At 51.1% G+C, this 17,745-nt stretch carries 14 protein-coding genes; 7 read left to right on the forward strand and 7 right to left on the reverse strand.

The window, feature by feature from the left end:
• Nucleotides 1-191: 191 nt before the first annotated feature.
• Nucleotides 192-734 carry a DUF2911 domain-containing protein gene (locus tag ACS5NO_RS07480; RefSeq protein WP_439414547.1) on the reverse strand — a complete coding sequence of 181 codons (543 nt, stop codon included), beginning with the start codon at nt 732-734 and terminating at the stop codon, nt 192-194.
• A gap of 240 nt (nt 735-974) precedes the next feature.
• Here ACS5NO_RS07480 and ACS5NO_RS07485 point away from each other — a divergent pair, with 240 nt between their 5' ends.
• The 4 genes from ACS5NO_RS07485 to ACS5NO_RS07500 all read left to right on the forward strand — a co-directional run bounded on the left by ACS5NO_RS07485 (nt 975) and on the right by ACS5NO_RS07500 (nt 6,391).
• Entirely contained in the window at nt 975-1,988 is a 1,014-nt protein-coding gene (locus ACS5NO_RS07485; RefSeq protein ID WP_439414548.1) for a YheT family hydrolase, read from the forward strand.
• A gap of 169 nt (nt 1,989-2,157) precedes the next feature.
• Nucleotides 2,158-4,062 carry a phosphoglycerate dehydrogenase gene (gene serA / locus ACS5NO_RS07490; RefSeq protein WP_439414549.1) on the forward strand — a complete coding sequence of 635 codons (1,905 nt, stop codon included), beginning with the start codon at nt 2,158-2,160 and terminating at the stop codon, nt 4,060-4,062.
• Between the two features lie 456 nt (nt 4,063-4,518).
• Nucleotides 4,519-5,595, forward strand: coding sequence for an aminotransferase class V-fold PLP-dependent enzyme (locus ACS5NO_RS07495; RefSeq protein WP_439414550.1), 1,077 nt, complete (start codon nt 4,519-4,521; stop codon nt 5,593-5,595).
• Between the two features lie 145 nt (nt 5,596-5,740).
• The gene (locus ACS5NO_RS07500) at nt 5,741-6,391 is read left to right on the forward strand and encodes a hypothetical protein (RefSeq protein ID WP_439414551.1); all 651 of its coding nucleotides are present in this window, start codon (nt 5,741-5,743) and stop codon (nt 6,389-6,391) included.
• Between the two features lie 5 nt (nt 6,392-6,396).
• Here ACS5NO_RS07500 and ACS5NO_RS07505 read toward each other — a convergent pair whose 3' ends face one another.
• Entirely contained in the window at nt 6,397-8,433 is a 2,037-nt protein-coding gene (locus ACS5NO_RS07505; RefSeq protein ID WP_439414552.1) for a M13 family metallopeptidase, read from the reverse strand.
• A gap of 103 nt (nt 8,434-8,536) precedes the next feature.
• A complete protein-coding gene (locus ACS5NO_RS07510; protein ID WP_439414553.1) occupies nt 8,537-8,884 on the reverse strand; it encodes a DoxX family protein in 348 nt (115 codons plus the stop codon).
• Nucleotides 8,885-9,040: 156 nt separating this feature from the next.
• On the opposite strand from ACS5NO_RS07510, the gene ACS5NO_RS07515 reads away from it, so the two are divergent.
• The gene (locus ACS5NO_RS07515) at nt 9,041-9,838 is read left to right on the forward strand and encodes an SDR family oxidoreductase (RefSeq protein ID WP_439414554.1); all 798 of its coding nucleotides are present in this window, start codon (nt 9,041-9,043) and stop codon (nt 9,836-9,838) included.
• A 4-nt stretch (nt 9,839-9,842) separates the two neighbouring features.
• On the opposite strand, the gene ACS5NO_RS07520 is transcribed toward ACS5NO_RS07515, so the two are convergent.
• From ACS5NO_RS07520 to ACS5NO_RS07530, 3 genes are all read right to left on the reverse strand, one after another.
• Nucleotides 9,843-11,015, reverse strand: coding sequence for a glutathionylspermidine synthase family protein (locus tag ACS5NO_RS07520; RefSeq protein ID WP_439414555.1), 1,173 nt, complete (start codon nt 11,013-11,015; stop codon nt 9,843-9,845).
• Nucleotides 11,016-11,069: 54 nt separating this feature from the next.
• Nucleotides 11,070-11,576, reverse strand: a complete 507-nt coding sequence (locus ACS5NO_RS07525) for a hypothetical protein (RefSeq protein WP_439414556.1) — start codon at nt 11,574-11,576, stop codon at nt 11,070-11,072.
• 77 nt (nt 11,577-11,653) lie between these two features.
• Nucleotides 11,654-12,115, reverse strand: coding sequence for a cytochrome B (locus ACS5NO_RS07530; RefSeq protein WP_439414557.1), 462 nt, complete (start codon nt 12,113-12,115; stop codon nt 11,654-11,656).
• A gap of 158 nt (nt 12,116-12,273) precedes the next feature.
• Here ACS5NO_RS07530 and ACS5NO_RS07535 point away from each other — a divergent pair, with 158 nt between their 5' ends.
• A complete protein-coding gene (locus ACS5NO_RS07535) occupies nt 12,274-12,576 on the forward strand; it encodes a DUF4286 family protein (RefSeq protein ID WP_114409107.1) in 303 nt (100 codons plus the stop codon).
• Nucleotides 12,577-12,689: 113 nt separating this feature from the next.
• On the opposite strand, the gene ACS5NO_RS07540 is transcribed toward ACS5NO_RS07535, so the two are convergent.
• Nucleotides 12,690-15,050, reverse strand: a complete 2,361-nt coding sequence (locus tag ACS5NO_RS07540; RefSeq protein ID WP_439414558.1) for an efflux RND transporter permease subunit — start codon at nt 15,048-15,050, stop codon at nt 12,690-12,692.
• Nucleotides 15,051-15,310: 260 nt separating this feature from the next.
• Here ACS5NO_RS07540 and ACS5NO_RS07545 point away from each other — a divergent pair, with 260 nt between their 5' ends.
• Nucleotides 15,311-17,653 carry a glycosyltransferase family 4 protein gene (locus ACS5NO_RS07545; protein WP_439414559.1) on the forward strand — a complete coding sequence of 781 codons (2,343 nt, stop codon included), beginning with the start codon at nt 15,311-15,313 and terminating at the stop codon, nt 17,651-17,653.
• The last annotated feature ends 92 nt before the right edge of the window (nt 17,654-17,745 follow it).

Raw genomic sequence — 17,745 nt, forward strand, 5'->3', positions numbered from 1 at the left:
GTGAAGAGTTAAGAGTGAAGAGTTAAGAGTTAAGAGTGAAGAGTTGGCTAACGCATACATTTTTAACTCTTAACTCCTAACTCTTCACTCTCTAAACAGGAAAGCCCGGCCAAAGTGGTCGGGCTTTCTGTTTCCGGGGTATTGATTGGTCGTTACAGCGTACGACGGCGAATCGCTCCGGCGGATTTCCTTCAGTTGGTACCACCAACCGGTTTGATGGGGATGGCGATGGAAGCCATGTCCCAGGCAATCGACACCTGCGAATCGGTTGGCGTGATCGTCAGTTTTTCAACCGGCGTTGCGTTGGTTTTAGCTGGAACTTTGATCTGGGCAACATCTTTCTTCTTCAATTCGACGCCCTTTACGGGGTCGATGTAGTCATAGGCGCCCCACTGCCCCAGTTTGCTATTCAGAATTACCGTCCATTCTTTTTCGTCAGGAATGGTAAAAAGCGTGTAAGTACCGGCTTTCACCATCTTATCGCCAAACATGACATCTTTGGTGAACGTAATTTCGGTGGCTTCATCCGCACCCGTACGCCATACTTTACCATACTTTTCCAAACCGTCGGCTCCAAAGATCACCCGGCCCCGCTTGGATGGCTGGCCATAAACGACTTTTACGCTTTTACTGGGGCTTTCAACTTTTAAGTGTGGACTTTTTGCCTGGGCAAAAACAAGGGTGGAAGTTGCTGTAATCAGCAACGCCAGACATACTAATAATCCCTTTTTCATAGGTAATAGAAAGTTATTGGTGAATGATTCATCACAAAGAAAACAAAACTTAGAGCAAAAAGATACGGCAATGGTTTAATCGGCGGATAAAATACGTTAAGTGGTCTGCCGAAATAGTTCAAGCAGGTAAACAAATACTACAAAAAAAACCGGTCGGCAGAATCTCTTTTGTCTTTCCGGACGTTTGTTTTTCCCATTGCCGTGGAACCGTTTACCTTTGTGCTTCTTTTGAGAATAGCTATGCCGCTGATTACCCCGTCGGATTACCGCCCGCCCGCGCATTTGTGGAACGGGCATTTGCAAACCATTGTCCCGGCTTTGTTCCGAAAAGTCAGCGCAGCGTATACCCGCGAACGGATTGAAACCCCGGATGATGATTTCCTGGATCTGGACTGGAGCCTTTCGGGAGTTAAGAGTGAAGAGTTAGGAGTTAAGAGTTCTTTACCACTCTTAACTCCTAACTCTTCACTCTTAACTATCCTTTCCCACGGTCTGGAAGGGGATTCCCGGCGGCAATATCTGGCCGGGATGGTTCGGCATTTGACGACCAATGGTTTCGATTGTCTGGCCTGGCATTACCGCAGTTGCAGTGGCGAAATGAACCGACAAGCGCGGTTTTACCACCTCGGCGAAACGGGCGATTTGCAGTTGGTGATTGATTACGCCCTGCAAAAAGGGTATAAGCACATCAACCTGATGGGGTTCAGTGCGGGCGGCAATGTGACGTTGAAATATTTGGGAGAGCAGGCAACAGCAATTCATCCGGCTATCGAAAAAGCTGTGGTTTTTTCGGTGCCGCTACACCTGACCAGCGCATCGCGCCGGCTGGAAGCCTGGGATAGTCAGGTCTATAACCAGCGGTTCAACCGGACACTGAAGCGCAAAGTTTTTGAAAAAGCGGCCCTGATGCCGGGTGTCATTCAGACGGAGGGATTGCAAAAAGTCCGTACTTTGCGGGAGTTTGACAATCTGTTTACGGCTCGCTTACACGGTTTTCGCGATGCGGAAGATTATTACCAGCAGAGCAGCGCCCTGCCATACCTGGACAAAATTGCGATTCCGACCTTGATTGTTAGTGCCAAAAATGACCCTTTTTTGTCGCGCGAATGTTTCCCGGAAGAACTGGCGCGCCAACTGCCCAATGTCTGGATGGAATTTCCGACCCAGGGCGGCCATTGCGGTTTTACACCCGCCGGGTCCAATAAAACCGTGTATTGGTCGGAAGAACGAGCCTTGCGGTTTTTGAAGCAATAAGTGTATAGTACCAATGCAGCTAGCCGCTGTTAAATTGATTTTCTAATTACAAATGTAAAATGTTAAATAATGAATGTAAAAGTAACGAATGTGAGTTTGAAGCACTTTTACATTTTGCATTCGCCATTTAACATTTATCATTAAAAAGGGTTGAAAGCAGTCCTCAATTATGTTAACCAAAACACTCGAACAGACGTATTTCGTCATTGACTTCGACAGCACCTTTACCAAAGTCGAAGCCCTGGATGTACTGGGAGAAATCTCCTTGGCGGGTCACCGCGACCGGGAAGCGATTCTCGAAAAAATCAAGATCATCACCGACCGGGGCATGTCGGGCGAGATTTCGCTGTCGAAATCCATCGAATTGCGGCTCGAACTGTTGCAGGCGCACCGGGATCATTTGCCTGCGCTGATTGAAACGCTGAAGACCGAAATCTCGGACTCGTTTCAACGGAACCGGGGGTTTCTAGCTGAACATGCCGATCAGATTTACATCGTGTCGAGCGGTTTTAAAGAATTTATCGTCCCGATCGTGACGTCGCTGGGTATCAAGGAGGAGAATGTATTTGCCAATACGTTCGTCTACGATGCTGCTGGCAACATCGTGAGCTGCGATTGTGACAACCCGCTCTCAACCGACAAAGGAAAAGTGAAGCTGATTCGGGATCTGAAACTCGAAGGCGACATTTATGTCATCGGCGATGGCTACACCGACTACGAAATTCGGGAGTCAGGTTTAGCCAACCGGTTTTACGCCTTTACCGAGAATGTCATGCGACCGAAAGTGATCGAAAAAGCCGACCATGTGGCGCCGTCACTCGACGAGTTTTTATACCACAACAAGCTGAGTCGCAGCCAGTCGTACCCCAAAAGCCGCATTAAAGTTCTGTTGCTCGAAAACGTACACCCCGTAGCGGTGAAACTGTTTGAGGGTGAAGGATTCAATGTGGAAATTCTGAAAGGGGCGCTGGACGAAGACGAACTGATCGAGAAAATCCGGGATGTTTCCATTCTCGGCATTCGCTCCAAAACGCAGGTGACCAGCCGCGTGCTCGACCACGCCAACAAACTGATGTGCGTCGGAGCATTCTGCATCGGCACCAACCAGATCGACCTCAAAACCTGTACCGAAAAAGGCATAGCGGTTTTCAACGCGCCCTACAGCAACACCCGCTCGGTGGTTGAACTGGCCATTGGCGAAATCATCATGCTGGTGCGGAACATTGTCCCGAAAAGTAATAAAATGCACGAAGGCGTTTGGGACAAATCAGCCAAAAATAGCTTCGAAGTCCGGGGGAAAAAACTGGGTCTGGTGGGCTACGGCAACATCGGCACCCAATTGTCGGTGGTAGCCGAAGCACTGGGTATGGAAGTGTATTTCTACGACATTGTCGATAAACTGGCGCTGGGGAACGCCCGCAAATGCAAAACCCTGGACGAATTGCTCGCCATTTCTGACTTCCTCAGCCTGCATACCGACGGCCGCGCCAGCAACAAAAACCTGATTGGTGCCCGGGAGTTTTCGCTGATGAAAGAAGGGGTCATTTTCCTGAATCTGTCGCGCGGACACATTGTCGACATTGCAGCATTGGTGGATGCGATCAAGAGTGGCCACGTAGCGGGTGCGGGAATCGACGTGTTTCCGTATGAACCGAAAACCAACAACGAGGAGTTTATCAACGAGTTACGCGGTTTGCCGAATGTCATTCTGAGCCCGCACATCGGCGGTAGTACAGAAGAAGCGCAGGAAAACATCGGTAATTTTGTGCCCGGAAAACTTCTGGAATACATCAACAACGGCAGTACCTACGGCAGCGTCAATTTCCCGGAAGTGCAATTGCCGCTGTTGAAAGACTCGCACCGTTTGTTGCATATTCACGCCAACGTGCCGGGCATTCTGGCGAAAATCAACGCTATTTTTGCCAATTACCACATCAATATTCAGGGGCAGTACCTGAAAACAACCGAACAGGTTGGGTATGTGATTACCGACATCGCCAAGGATTATTCGGACGAAGTGGTCAACGAACTGCGGAATATCGATAATACGATCAAATTCAGGTTGTTATATTAGTGAAAAGGAATGGGAGAGGAGGTAAAGAAAAAGCAAATGGAATGGCCGCCTTCAAAGGCACTTCTGATTGCGTTTATTCCTCTCCTGATCCTTCTGGCTACCATACCGAAGCTGTACACGATTTACGAACGGAGGCAGATTCGGAAAGAACCCGCTTTTGTCGTAGGAACCATATCGCGTATTGAAACCGGTCAAACCCGGTATCGAAAACGGATCTACCGCGCCGAGGTGCGGTATTTGATTAATGGAAAATCATTTACGGAGAAATGCCGTGCTTTTCATTCCTTGACGGAATGGCAGCTCCATTCATTACTGGAAAAGCCATTGCCGGTTATTTATGAAAAAAACAATCCGTCAAATGGAGTTGTGCTCTCAACCGAAGAACAGTTTGGACATTTCGGACTTACATTTCCGGATAGCTTGATTTGGACTAGTCAGTATTTTTATTGATCAATTATGAAACAAACCTACTTCACCGCCGGGCCAGCAGAACTGTATCCCACTGTTTACCAACACCTTCAGACGGCGATGGACGAGCAGATCGGGTCGATTTCGCACCGGAGCGCCAGGTTCCGGAGTATCTACCAGTTTTGTGACGAACAGTTGCGCGAGCTACTGACGATTCCGGAATCGCACGGAATTTTCTTCACCGGCTCGGCTTCTGAAGTATGGGAACGCATTCTGCTCAATTGCGTCGAGCACGAAAGTTTTCACCTGGTGAACGGATCGTTTTCGAAGAAATTCTGCGATTACGCGACCGCTTTGCAGAAATACGCCCACAAGCAGGAAAAACCGTTTGGCGAAGGGTTCGATTACAGCGAGATCGAGGTACCGGAATATGCCGAACTGATCGCGGTGACGCACAATGAAACCAGCTCGGGCGTGCAGATGCGACCGGTCGACATTCATAAGCTGAAGCGTAGTCATGCCAAAAAACTGATTGCGGTCGATATGGTGTCGTCGGCACCGTTTCCCGATCTGGATTTCTCGCTCGTAGACACGGCATTTTTCTCCGTTCAAAAAGCGTTTGGTCTGCCCGCCGGTTTGGGGGTGTGGATTGCCAATGAGAAATGCCTCGAAAAAGCCGAAACCCTCAAACACGGTGATCAGCACATTGGCGCCCACAACAACTTGCCAACGCTCTGGAAAAACTACAAAACGTTTGAGACACCGGCTACGCCCAACGTTCTGTTCATCTACCTGCTGGGTAAAATTGCCGAAGATTTCAACCGGATCGGCGTCGAAAACCTGCGGAGAGAGACGGAAGAAAAGGCGAAAATGCTGTATAAGTTTGTGGAGAGTCACCCGCAATTCTCGCCTTTCGTGAAAAACGACCGGCACCGTTCGCGGACAGTTGTGGTAGCCAATACGCAAAAACCGTCTTCTGAGATCATCAGCAAAGTCAAAGAATCCGGGATGGTTGTAGGCAGTGGGTACGGACAGTTAAAAGACACCCAGATCCGGATTGCCAATTTCCCGGCGACCGATGTGGAGCAGATCGGCCGATTGATTGAGGTGTTGGGTAACGTCTAGTTTTTTGATAAACGAATTAGCACCGGTTTGGGCCAGACTATCCCCGCGTTTTGTGAGGATTTTCTGTTCAAAACCGGTGCTATTTGCATTTAAATAAACTTTATTCCCTCAAACTGGTTTTACGTAGACAACTCAGCGTAATTCCATGAAACCGTACTCTAACCGACTGACCCATCTGATTGTTTTTTGTCTGCTTACAACCGTTGTTGTACAAGCGCAGGAAACCGACACCCTCCGACGGGATGTTCCCACTACGCCATTACCAGATACGACTTATCGTTCCCGGGAAGTATTTTCGGACGTAAAACCTTCCTATTTTAGACGACCTGGCTTGCCGTGGTTTCAAAAGGGGGCCTTTATGCTGGGGGCCGCTCTGGGTTTTGCTACGGGAAAAGGGCAGGGTTTGTATACGGCTTTTAATCCCCGCGCCAGTTTCTTCATTCAGCAGGGACTGTCCGTCGGCCTGCGGGGCGCGTTTGAAAGCCGGGCCTCCACCAGCTACCGTGCCAATTCCGGGGGGGCTTTTGTGCGCTATTACCCGGTCCGTAACAATTTTTACGTCTTTGGCGAAGGCGGTTTTAATATTGGAAAATTTCGTTCCAGCGATGTCGGTCCCAACGATAACAGGGGTTTTAGCAGTCTGAACATTGGCCTGGGTCTGGGTGTGAAAGCGATGGAAAAGCTGAGCTTCGAACTCATGATCGAGAACAACTACTACGACAAGGCCCCGGTATTTGCGGGCCACAACCGCGGCCCGCAAATCAAACTGGGGGCCAATCTGCACTTTGGCCGCTGACGAACTTACCAAACCCGGGTTTGATCCACTTCCGGCTTGTACATTCGTTCCCCCGGCTTGACATTAAAGGCCTGATAGAAGGGTGCAAAATTGCTCAGGGGGCCATTGACGCGGTATTTCGCCGGTGAGTGTGGATCGACCTGTACGTAGGCCCGCTGGGTTTCATCCCGGATTTTGATGCGCCAAACCTGCGCAAATCCCAGGAAAAACCGTTGCTGGGGCGTGAAACCGTCGATTTTTTCATCACTTTTACTCTGATCGGTCAGCTTAAACGCATCGAAGGCGATGGCTAATCCGCCGAGATCGGCCAGGTTTTCGCCCAACGTCAAACGTCCGTTGAGTTTCAGGTTGTCCAAAACCGTGTAGTTGTTATACTGATCGACCACCTGATTGGCTTTGGCCGTAAACTTATCGGCATCCGACTTTTGCCACCAGTCGCGCAAGTTCCCCTGAACATCATACTGACGGCCCTGATCGTCGAAAAGGTGCGTGAGTTCGTGACCGATTACCATGCCGATGGCGCCGTAGTTGATGGCATCGTCGGCGTCTTTATCAAAGAACGGAAACTGCAGAATACCGGCCGGGAACACGATTTCGTTGAACGACGGATTGGCGTAGGCATTCACTTCCGGTGGGGTCATCATCCATTCGGTGCGGTCGACGGTTTTATCGATTTTGGCAAAACTTTCTTTCGAGGCATGAATGCGGGCTGACTGCACGTTTTCAAAATAGGCATCGCGCTTGATGGTAACATCCGAATAATCTTTCCACTTATCCGGGTAGCCGATTTTATTCATGATCCCGTCCAGTTTGACCAGCGCAATTTTTTTGGTTTCCGGCGACATCCAGTCGAGTTTCTCAATTCGGTTCCGGTAAGCTTTCTGAAGGTTGGTGACCAGCATCAGCATCCGTTCTTTGGCTTCGGGTGTAAAATATTTTTTGACCCACAACTGCCCCAACAATTCGCCCAGATAGGCATCGACATTTTGGGAAATCCGCTTCCACCGTTCCGACTGAACGGGTTGTCCGTAGAGTGTTTTGTTGTAGAAGTCAAATTTAGCCTGTACAAACGGGCGGCTCAACAAAGACGCATTGAAGTCGATGTAGCCAAAAGCCGCTTTGTCTTTAATGACGTCGATGGGCGTCGCGGGCAGTGCCGCACTCAGGGCCTGGTAATATTCTGGTTGCCCCACCAGAACCGTGTCGGTTTTCACCGTCATGGCGGTCAGAAACGACTTCCAGTCAATATTGGGCGTGCGTTGATTCAGTTCGTCTACCGACAGTTTGTGGTAGTTTTTGATCGGGTCGCGGAGGTCGGCTGCGGCTTTGTGGGCCTTCGCCAGGGTGGTTTCGAAGGCCAGGATTCCGTCGGCTTTTTTCCGGGCCGTCGTTGAGTCCGTGCCGGTCAGCACAAAAAGTTTGGTGACATAAGCGATAAAAGCCGTCCGGATTTTTTTCGTTTCGTCGTCGGTTTTGAAATAATATTCCTTCTCCGGCAAACTCAACCCGCTCTGGCCGAAACTCAGCCGGTTGATCGTGCTCTGACGGTCGTCGGGTCCAACGCCCATGCCGAACAAAACGCCCCCCCGGTTGATTTCGTCGGAGGCCATGTAAATCAGGGCTTCCTTGTAGTCTTTCAGACCCGCAATTTTCGCCAGCTCGGCTTTCAGAGGTTCATAACCCCGTTTTTCGATGGCAACCGTATCCATACCGCTGGCGTAAAAATCCCCCACTTTCTGCTCGACGCTGCCATTGGCGGCTCCGCTGGCGGCTGCTTCATCCAGAATTGACTTTGTTTTTTTCTGATTCTCCTCGTGAAGTTCGTAAAAGGAGCCCCAGCCGGTCTGATCATCCGGGATTTTGGTGTTTTTTACCCAGTTTCCATTGGCATATGAGAAGAAGTCATTGCCGGGAACGACGGTGGTATCCATGCCCGATTTGTCAAAAAATACCGTGCGGGCGGTTTCGTCTTTTTCAGTTTTGCAGGCCGTAAGCCATACCATTCCGCCAACTGCCAGCAGGAGAGATTTTGGGAGTTTCATGTTCGTTCGTTGACTCTAGCATAAAAGGGTAAAAGTAGCTCTTTCCCGTTTTATACCTCTACCATAAAGCGGGTGATATTGACCGTTTATATAATTTACCGGTTCAGGTATAACGCCAGGCCCACCAGATCAGGACGCCCTGCAACGGAAGCCGTCCCCAGCGAATCCAGGCCGGGATGGACGAAAATTTGTCGGCCGTCGCCATATACAGATTGGCCGGAAAAATGGCGATCAGCAGCAGAATCAACCCCCATGCAGCCAGCGACCGGGTGACCGGAAACAGCAGGCCAACACCCAGCACCAGTTCGGCAATACCGCTGAGAATTACCATCAGCGGATGGTAGGGAATGTAAGGGGGCATGATGCGGAGGTAGGGTTCGGGGCGGATGAAGTGCAGGATACCCGACACGATGTAGACGATGGCAATGGCGTATAGACTCAGGTTGTTCATGAACGGGGAAAGCGGTTTTGGGGTGAACAACCTGGGTTTTGAATTAATCCTGAACGGTACATTTACTGAGGGAGTTGGAAAGAATTTGCTGAATTTTCTAACAAAAAGGACAAAGTACAGGTAGATAAGTCAGGAGAAACGTAATCATTTGGCAACATGAGGAGTCAAGATAAGGAATTTACCGGAAAAGTAGCGTTGGTAACCGGTGCCGGTTCGGGAATTGGAAAAGCGACAGCCCTGCTTCTGGCCCGAAACGGCGCAAAACTGGTGGCTCTGGGCCGGACGGAAAGCGAGTTGCAGGAAACCGTTCTGGAAATTCAGCAAGCGGGAGGAGAAGCCATCGCGGTGCTGGCCGATATTTCAAAACCGGAGGACATGCAAAAAGCATTCGAAGCCATCAAAAGCCAGTTCGGCGGATTGCATATCGTTTTTGCCAATGCGGGTGTCAATGGTGTGTGGGCGCCCATCGAAGACCTGGAACCGGACGAGTGGGACAAAACCATGAACATCAACCTGCGTGGTACGTTTTTAACCCTGAAATACGCCATCCCGATGTTGAAGGAAGAAGGCGGTTCTGTCATCATCACGGCTTCGGTGAATGGCACCCGGATTTTTAGCAATACGGGTGCCACGGCTTATTCGACCACCAAAGCTGGTCAGTTGGCCTTTGCGAAAATGGCCGCGCTGGAACTCGCCAAACACCGCATCCGGGTGAACGTCGTTTGCCCCGGTGCCATCGAAACGGAAATCGATGACAGCACCGAAAAACGCAAAATCGAGTCGGCCCGGGAACCGGTTGTGTTTCCGGAAGGTGTCATTCCGCTGACCGACGGTGTACCCGGCACCAGTGAACAGGTGGCCGAAGTGGTCGCTTTTCTGGCTTCTGATCGGGCCAGTCACATTACCGGCACACCCATCTGGATTGACGGCGGGGAGTCATTGCTGATGGGCTGACCGGTTAGCCAATCAGGTGTCCGACAAACTGCGCACCGTTGTCCAGAATGGCCCCTCCGCGCCGGAAGCCCAAACCGCAGCTTTCGCCGACAAAAAACACCCCGGCCTGATAGCGTTTGCCGGTTCCGTCGGTGGGTAGCGCCACGTATTCCTGGTAGATTTTCGGGTAGTCGTCATACTCCCCATCGGCTTCGGCCTGCACGCGACCCTGCTCATCCAGAATGCGGACGTTGGCTCCTTCGCGACCAAACAATACTTTCTCGACGGACATCCGGTCGGTGAGGGACTGGGTGTCGGTTTTCAGGAGCAAAGGATGAAAGGGATACAGTTCCCACAAAATTTTCAGGATGTATTTCGACTGAAACAGGAGCGAGTACGCAGGGTTGAGGATCACCACCTGCCGACGGCGCACGGCTTCGGTCAGGATGTGGGCCAGGTCGGATTCCTCATGGCCGATGTATTCCCAGGGTACCAGCTTGAACCAGAAATCAAATTTGTCGAATTGACCATTCTCCGGATTCTGTTTGAAAATGCCTTCATCGACCGAGAATTCAACTTTGTCGATGTACTCGAATTCGACTGTAAAACCGGCTTCCCGGGCCGCTTCGCCCAACACCGCCAGGTTGCTGTCATCTTCTGGAAAACCGCGCATGGCCGATAACAACAGCGTCGGTTGTTTGTCCTCGTTGTGCAGCAGGATGTCGCGGAATTGCTCCACCAGCGTTTCGTAAACGGAATTGAACTGCTGTTCTTCGTCCAGGCCATTGGCCCGCAGGTGTGCGTATTGAACCACCGCCGTTTCGGGAATGCAGGTTGCCGTGTCGGCATTGAACTCGATCAGTTTGATGGGCTGGCCGTCGATGCCACCCGCGAGGTCGAAACGGCCGTAGAGCTGAATGTGCCGGTCGTCGCTCCAGGAAAGTTTGATCAGGTCGACGAGGTTGTCCGGGATTCCCAGTTCGCTGAACCGGTTGGTGTCGATGACGTGCTGGCCGGCTTCCACCAGCATGGTAAACAACTGATTGCCGGCTTCATGGTAGGCATCGGCTTCGGACGGGCTTACCACAACGACTTCGTTGGTCAGGTACGACAAGGTGTCAGTTCCGAGCATCCAGTTCCAGCCAATATTTCGGAGTTGCTGATCCGGTGAAACCGGTAAAGAGCGGGTGTTAATCATGGTTGTGTGGTTTACGGTTTTCAGTTTACGGGGCTAACGAGCAATAAAAATGTGTCAGCTACCGAAACGTCGGCCCGGCGAAAACTTAAAACCGAATACAAATTTGGGTCGGGTGACGATAAAATAAATGGATAGACCGGCCAGCAGGGCCGACAGCCCTTCGCGGATGGGCCATTCGGGGGCAAAGAAAATCCGGCTGCGTTGCACAACGGCCTGTGGTTCGCCGTCGGCACTGCTCCAGAGCCAGCGGCTGCGAAACACGCTGGAAGAATTGAAGCGCAGTTCACGCCCGTCGTCAAACGTCAGGGAAAGGCGTCCCCACCAGCCGGGGCGAATGGTGACAATGGATGATCCGCCCGCATCGGTCACAGCAATGATCGTCGATGGGATTTGCCGCTGAATCCGATAGCTGCCAAAGCGGGAATCGAGCGTCGCATAATGGGGTGCTTCAATGGTTAAAACCGCCTGCGGAAGTCCCAGTTCCGAATAAATCTCGTACCGTTCAGCGTCGGAAGGCTGAATCCAGTTCAGGATGGTTCGGTGCTGGGGTGTAGGATGCATGGATCTATGTTTTGCCCCAACCCCCCTAAAGGGGGCTTTATTATCCGGTAAAAGCCCCCTTTAGGGGTTGAGGGTGTTTAAAACCAGCCTGCGCCGGGAATGCGGAACGGCCATGGGATCGAAATCAGAATGACGATCAACCCTAATCCAAAAAAGATAAAAACCGTCCGGTGTTTCTGAACCGGCCCGCTGATCCGGCGCGATTTCGAGCGACCAATCGTAATGAGAACCACCGCAATCAGCATTCCGATCATGTGTTCGATGGTGTAAAACCGGTACAGCGTTGTTTTCATGATGGTGCCCATGTCAATTCCTGAATCAAAAAGGGGCACTTTGGGGCTGATAAAATACAAGATCAGGCCAATCAGAAATTGTGTGTGCGTGGCAATCAAAGTGAAGAGGTACAGTTTGTTATTGCCCGGGGTGTATTCATCGCGGCCCTGCCATTTCCGAAATGCGGTGACGATGGCGGCAAGCAACAGAATCAACACAATCCAGCGAAGACCCGAGTGGGCACGAACCAGTATATTGTAAAACATAGAGTGAGTAAGTTTGTCGTAGAGCAAAGAAACAACATTTGTGGCTAAGACGAATGAGAATAGCCGCAAGATTACGGACAAAAAGAACGAAATTGCGGTTGCATTCTGGTGGAGAGACTCTTTCTCTGATCTCTTGTCTCCTCTCTGATCTCAAAAGTATGATTCTTTACAACCTGACGATTAACATAGACAAAACCGTTGAGCGGGAATGGTTACACTGGATGAAAGCCGAACACGTGCCGGCGGTGATGGCAACCGGTCTGCCGCTGAGCCACAAAATTTTGCATCTACTCACCGAAGTCGATAACAACGGCGCGACGTATACCTTCCAGTATTCCTTTCGAATCAAACTGGATTTTTACCGTTTTCAAAAATACCACGGCGATGAACTGATGGACAAAATCCAGGAACGATTCGGGAATCAGTACGTCTCGTTCCAGAGTTTGCTGGAGGAAGTTTGAAATTTTAATTTTAAATGTAAAATGATGAACGCTAAATGTAAAAGTAGGCTGGCGCGTCCAAACACTTTTACATTTAGCGTTCATCATTTAGTATTTTACATTCCCTTTTTTCCTCAAACGGTCTCGTTATTCAGCAGTTCCTTCCGGCTTTTGCGTTTGTCGAGCGAGAGCAGGAAAGCGGGGAGTAGAATCAGGTTGGCGGCCATGCCCATCAGCAGGGTGATCGACACCAGAACACCCAGCGCCACGGTTCCCTGAAAGGTCGAAAAGGCGAAAATGGCGAAACCTGCGAAAAGGATAAAGGCCGTGTAAATCATGCTGATACCGGCCTGGTGAATGGTGTTGGTGATGGCTTTGGAAATGCTGAGGCCCCGCCGGAGTTCTTCGCGATACCGGGCGATGAAATAGATCGTGCCGTCGGAAGCAATCCCAAACGCAACGCTGAAAATCAGGATGGTCGACGGTTTGAGCCGAATGCCGAAATAGCCCATGATCCCCGCCGTGATGATCAGCGGAACAATGCGGGGCAGCGAACAGATGATGATCGTTCGGACGTCGCGGAGTAAAAGAGCCAGCAAGGCAGTAATCAGAATTACCGCCAGATAAACGCTTTCCTTCAGGTTATCCACCAGATACTCGTTGCCTTTCGTGAAAATGCTGCTGCTGCCGGTCAGCCGGACGTCGTACATATCGCCGTTGGAAACGCGTTTACCGGTTTCGCGGTCGATGTTAAAGATGGAATCGACCCGGGGTTGGAGGGTAGTCAGCAATTCCCGGATGCGCACCGTACCGACGTCGGCCATCTGAAAACTCACGCGGGTGTAGCGGCTCGTACTGTCGATAAATCCTTTGAAGAGATTGGCTTTTCCTTTCATTTGGGGCGCATAGCTGGCCACTTTGGCCATTTCCAGCGCACCGGGCAGGACGTAATATTTCGGGTCTCCCCCGCGATACGCCTGGTACAGAAATTTGGCGGCCTCGACCACCGACAGCGGGCGTGTAAACTCGGGATATTTCTCAAACTCGCGCTGCAAAAGCCGCATCTTGGTCAGCGTCTGGGGCGTCAGTACCCGGCCCGGCTGGCGGGTGTCGATGGACACTTCGAAAGGCAGAACGCCCCGGAAGTTTTTCTCAAAAAATTTCAGATCGGTATAAATCGGGTCGTTCTTCGGCAAATCATCGACCACGTAGCCAACCGCCTGGATGCGCATGGCCCCAATCAGGCTGACAATCACCAGAATCCCGATGAAGGCATAAATGGCCCGACGGCGGTGGTGAACCGTGTGATTGACCCAGTTCAGAAACGAAACCACCCAACGGCTTTCCAGATGACCCCGCTGCCGTGACGACGGCTCGGGCAAATACCCGAATACGATCGGAATCAGCACTAGACAAAGGGCGTAGGTCACGACCACCCCCAGCGAAGCCACCAGTCCAAACTGGGCCAGCATCGGGCTGCTGGCAAAATAGAAGACAAAAAAACCGATGGCGGTGGTGACGTTGGCAAAAAACGTCATCTCACCGATGGCTTCCGTGGCGGTATTCAGTGCCCGGATTTTGTCGCCATGGTGGCTGAACTCTTCGAAGTATTTATTGATGAGAAAGATGGTGTTCGGAATACCGATGACAATGATCAGGGGCGGCAGCAAACCGGTTAGCAGCGTGATTTTGTAGCCAAACAGCACCAGAAAGCCCAGCGACCAGACCACCCCCACCCCGACGATGCTGATGGCCGCCAGAACGGCCACGATGGACCGGAAGAAAAAGAGCAGAATGATGGCCGTTACGCCGAACGCCAGCGCCATGAACAACACCATTTCGTTGCTGACTTTGCCGGTAAATTTGGTGCGGATGTAGGGCATGCCGGACATGTGAACCGGAATGTTATACGTTGCACCAAAGGCTCTTACTTTCTTCTCAATCTCCAGAACAATCCCGATGCGGTCTTTGGTATTCAGCTTCTTCTGGTCGAACGTGACGGCCATCAGGTGCGACCGACCGGCACTGTCGGAGACAAAACCCTGGTAAAAAGGCAGGTTAGCCACTTTTAAACGGAGGCTGTCTACCTCGGCCTGCGTGGTAGGCGGCTGGGGGACAAGGGGCAAAAACTGAAACTGTTTGATGCTGTCGTTGCGGACGATGTGGAACAGACTGGCAGCCGACAATACATTTTGAACGCCATCCGATTTCTTAATGGCCTGATTTAACGCATACCAGCCGTTAAAAACCGGTAACGTATAGAGGTTAGGCGTTTCAATCCCGATGACCATCACGCTGCCGTCTTCGCCAAACCGTTTCTTAAACGATTCATAGAGTTCAAAATCGGGGTCGTTGGAAGGAAGAATGCGGGCAATTTCGTAGGATAGCTGGATGCGGGTGGCCTGGTAGGCCATAAATACCGTTCCTACGAAAATGACAATGAGCAGGAGAATACGATTTTTTAAGATGAAATCCGAAACGCGGTGCCAGAACATCAAGCCAGAACAGAAGTTAAGCGCGCAAGGTACAAAATTTGGGTGTGTTTTTGAAAACGGAGGTCGAACGTTCGGCTTTGTGGTTGGTTTCTGTTCTAAAAACCGGGCGTAGGATAACTTCCTCCGTAAATTAATTAAACAAGTGTTGCTATTTGTAGTTAATCAGTAAGCGTCCACACATAAAAGGTCGGTCATTCTTTGCTTAGTTAAATTACAAGTGCACCAGGATTATTTCTATACCATTATTTCCACGAATAATTATGAATCTTGCTACCTTACAAAACGTATCCCCTAGTGTGCACATGCCCACCAGTGTGGCATTTATAGGCGATTATTTACCCCGAAAGTGTGGGATTGCCACTTTTACTTCTGACCTATATAAATCATTTACAACGTATTATCCGGAATCGTCGGCGATGGTCGTGTCGGTCAACGATGTGCCTGAAGGCTACGATTATCCGGATGAGGTACGGTATGAATTTTATCAGCATGATCTGAATTCCTACAAAAAAGCCGCCGAATTTCTGAATTCCATGAACACCGAAGTCGTCTGCCTGCAGCACGAATACGGTATTTACGGTGGAACGGCGGGCAACTATATTCTGACCCTGCTTCGGAATCTGACGATGCCGGTGGTAACGACCTTTCATACCGTGTTGCGCAATCCGGATCAGGACCAGCTCATGGTGCTGAAAACCATCGCCGATCTGTCGGCGCGGGTGGTGGTGATGACCGAGAAAGGCCGTCAGTTCCTGAAAGATATCTATGAAGTTCCTGAAGACAAAATCGACGTCATTGCGCACGGGATTCCCGATATGCCGTTTGTCGATCCGCATTTTCACAAAGACCGGTTTGGCATCGAAGGCAAGCAGGTGTTGCTGACCTTCGGGTTGCTGTCGCCCAACAAGGGCATCGAAAACGTCATCAAGGCGTTGCCCCGCATTGTCGACCAGTTTCCGAATACCGTCTACATCGTGCTGGGCGCGACGCACCCCAACCTCATCCGGGATCAGGGTGAAGTGTATCGCGACAGTTTGAAAAAACTGGCCGCCGACTGTGGCGTCAAAAACAACGTGCTGTTTTTCAACCAGTTCGTTGAGCTGGACAATCTGATCGAATTTCTGGGCGCGGCTGATATTTACATCACGCCCTACCTTAATGCGGCTCAGATAACGTCCGGAACACTTTCCTACGCTTTTGGATGTGGCAAGGCGGTGGTTTCGACGCCCTACTGGCATGCCGAAGAATTGCTGGCCGACGGCCGGGGTGTTCTGGTGCCTTTCAATGATTCGGAAGCCGTTGCCGATGCCATTATCAAGCTGATGAGTGATGAGCCCCTGCGGCACGGAATGCGCAAAAAAGCGTATATGCTCGGGCGCAGCATGATCTGGGAACGCGTGATGGAACGCTACGTTCAGTCGTTCGTTCAGGCGCGTCAACAGCCGATTGCACTACCGGGAAGTCCGCTGGCGTTAATCAATGGCAATGGGGGAGGGACGTACAAATTACCGCCAATTCGGCTCGACCACCTGTATCGCCTGACCGATTCGACGGGAATCATTCAACACGCCCGCTATCATTTGCCGCACTATGAAGAAGGCTATTGCACCGACGACAACGCCCGCGCGCTGATTCTGACTGTGATGGTGGAAGAAGCCGGTATGGGCGATCGGAAACTGGCCAAACTCACCGACGATTTTGCAGCATTTCTCAACTACGCTTACCTGCAGGGGCGGGGTCAGTTCCGGAATTTTATGGGCTACGACCGCCGTTGGCTCGAAGAAGTGGGGTCCGACGACAGCACGGGCCGCGCCATCTGGGCACTGGGAACCTGCGTCGGTCGTTCGGCCGATAAAAACCTGATTACCTGGGCGATGCCGATTTTACACCAGGCACTGCCCTCGCTGGTCGACCTGCCCTCACCCCGGGCCTGGGCTTTCGGCATCATGGGCGCTTGTGAGTACCTCAAACGTTTCGCAAATGACCGGCTGGTGAAAACCATTTTACAGCAGTTGGTGGATAAATTACTCCTCCGGTATCAGGACGGCAAATCCAAAGACTGGCCCTGGTTCGAGGGCTATTTGACCTATGACAATGCGAAGTTATCCCACGCGCTGATTTGTGCCGGAGAAACGTTGCAAGACGCGAAGGTGACCGATCTGGGTATCAAGACACTAGAATGGCTGATCAGTTTGCAGATGACGGGGAATGGCATCGCCAGCACCGGTTATTTTCAGCCGATCGGTTCCAATGGTTTTTATACCAAAGGTGGAAAACGGGCGTATTTCGATCAGCAGCCGGTGGAAGTGCAGGGGTCGGTTTCAGCCTGTCTGGCGGCCTACCGGATCACCCGCGAAGCCGTCTGGCTGAAAAGGGCCACAAAGATATTCAAGTGGTTTACCGGCCATAACGATCTGGGTCTGTCGGTTTATGATCCCAACACGGGTGGTTGCCGCGATGGCCTGCACGTCGACCGGGTCAACCAGAACCAGGGTGCTGAATCGACGCTGGCGTATTTAATGGCGCTGACTGAACTGCATTTAACCCAAAAACAAATTTCCGACGCTGAAATTGCAAATACGGCACTAACCTTGTTAGTTTAAACGTTGAAGGCAGAGACAATGAGGGAATGAAACGCACTGCTTCTAAACAGGCGTTCATTCCCTCATTCCATAACCCTGCTGTCTGTCAACCT

This window comes from Larkinella fluvii (assembly GCF_051857545.1).
GTDB lineage: Bacteria > Bacteroidota > Bacteroidia > Cytophagales > Spirosomataceae > Larkinella.

Excerpts from the sequence above, each read along its gene's own strand:
- ACS5NO_RS07480 (WP_439414547.1), bottom strand. The coding sequence starts at position 734 with ATGAAAAAGGGATTATTAGTATGTCTGGCGTTGCTGATTACAGCAACT.
- ACS5NO_RS07485 (WP_439414548.1), top strand. The coding sequence starts at position 975 with ATGCCGCTGATTACCCCGTCGGATTACCGCCCGCCCGCGCATTTGTGG.
- serA (WP_439414549.1), top strand. The coding sequence starts at position 2,158 with ATGTTAACCAAAACACTCGAACAGACGTATTTCGTCATTGACTTCGAC.
- ACS5NO_RS07495 (WP_439414550.1), top strand. The coding sequence starts at position 4,519 with ATGAAACAAACCTACTTCACCGCCGGGCCAGCAGAACTGTATCCCACT.
- ACS5NO_RS07500 (WP_439414551.1), top strand. The coding sequence starts at position 5,741 with ATGAAACCGTACTCTAACCGACTGACCCATCTGATTGTTTTTTGTCTG.
- ACS5NO_RS07505 (WP_439414552.1), bottom strand. The coding sequence starts at position 8,433 with ATGAAACTCCCAAAATCTCTCCTGCTGGCAGTTGGCGGAATGGTATGG.
- ACS5NO_RS07510 (WP_439414553.1), bottom strand. The coding sequence starts at position 8,884 with ATGAACAACCTGAGTCTATACGCCATTGCCATCGTCTACATCGTGTCG.
- ACS5NO_RS07515 (WP_439414554.1), top strand. The coding sequence starts at position 9,041 with ATGAGGAGTCAAGATAAGGAATTTACCGGAAAAGTAGCGTTGGTAACC.
- ACS5NO_RS07520 (WP_439414555.1), bottom strand. The coding sequence starts at position 11,015 with ATGATTAACACCCGCTCTTTACCGGTTTCACCGGATCAGCAACTCCGA.
- ACS5NO_RS07525 (WP_439414556.1), bottom strand. The coding sequence starts at position 11,576 with ATGCATCCTACACCCCAGCACCGAACCATCCTGAACTGGATTCAGCCT.
- ACS5NO_RS07530 (WP_439414557.1), bottom strand. The coding sequence starts at position 12,115 with ATGTTTTACAATATACTGGTTCGTGCCCACTCGGGTCTTCGCTGGATT.
- ACS5NO_RS07535 (WP_114409107.1), top strand. The coding sequence starts at position 12,274 with ATGATTCTTTACAACCTGACGATTAACATAGACAAAACCGTTGAGCGG.
- ACS5NO_RS07540 (WP_439414558.1), bottom strand. The coding sequence starts at position 15,050 with ATGTTCTGGCACCGCGTTTCGGATTTCATCTTAAAAAATCGTATTCTC.
- ACS5NO_RS07545 (WP_439414559.1), top strand. The coding sequence starts at position 15,311 with ATGAATCTTGCTACCTTACAAAACGTATCCCCTAGTGTGCACATGCCC.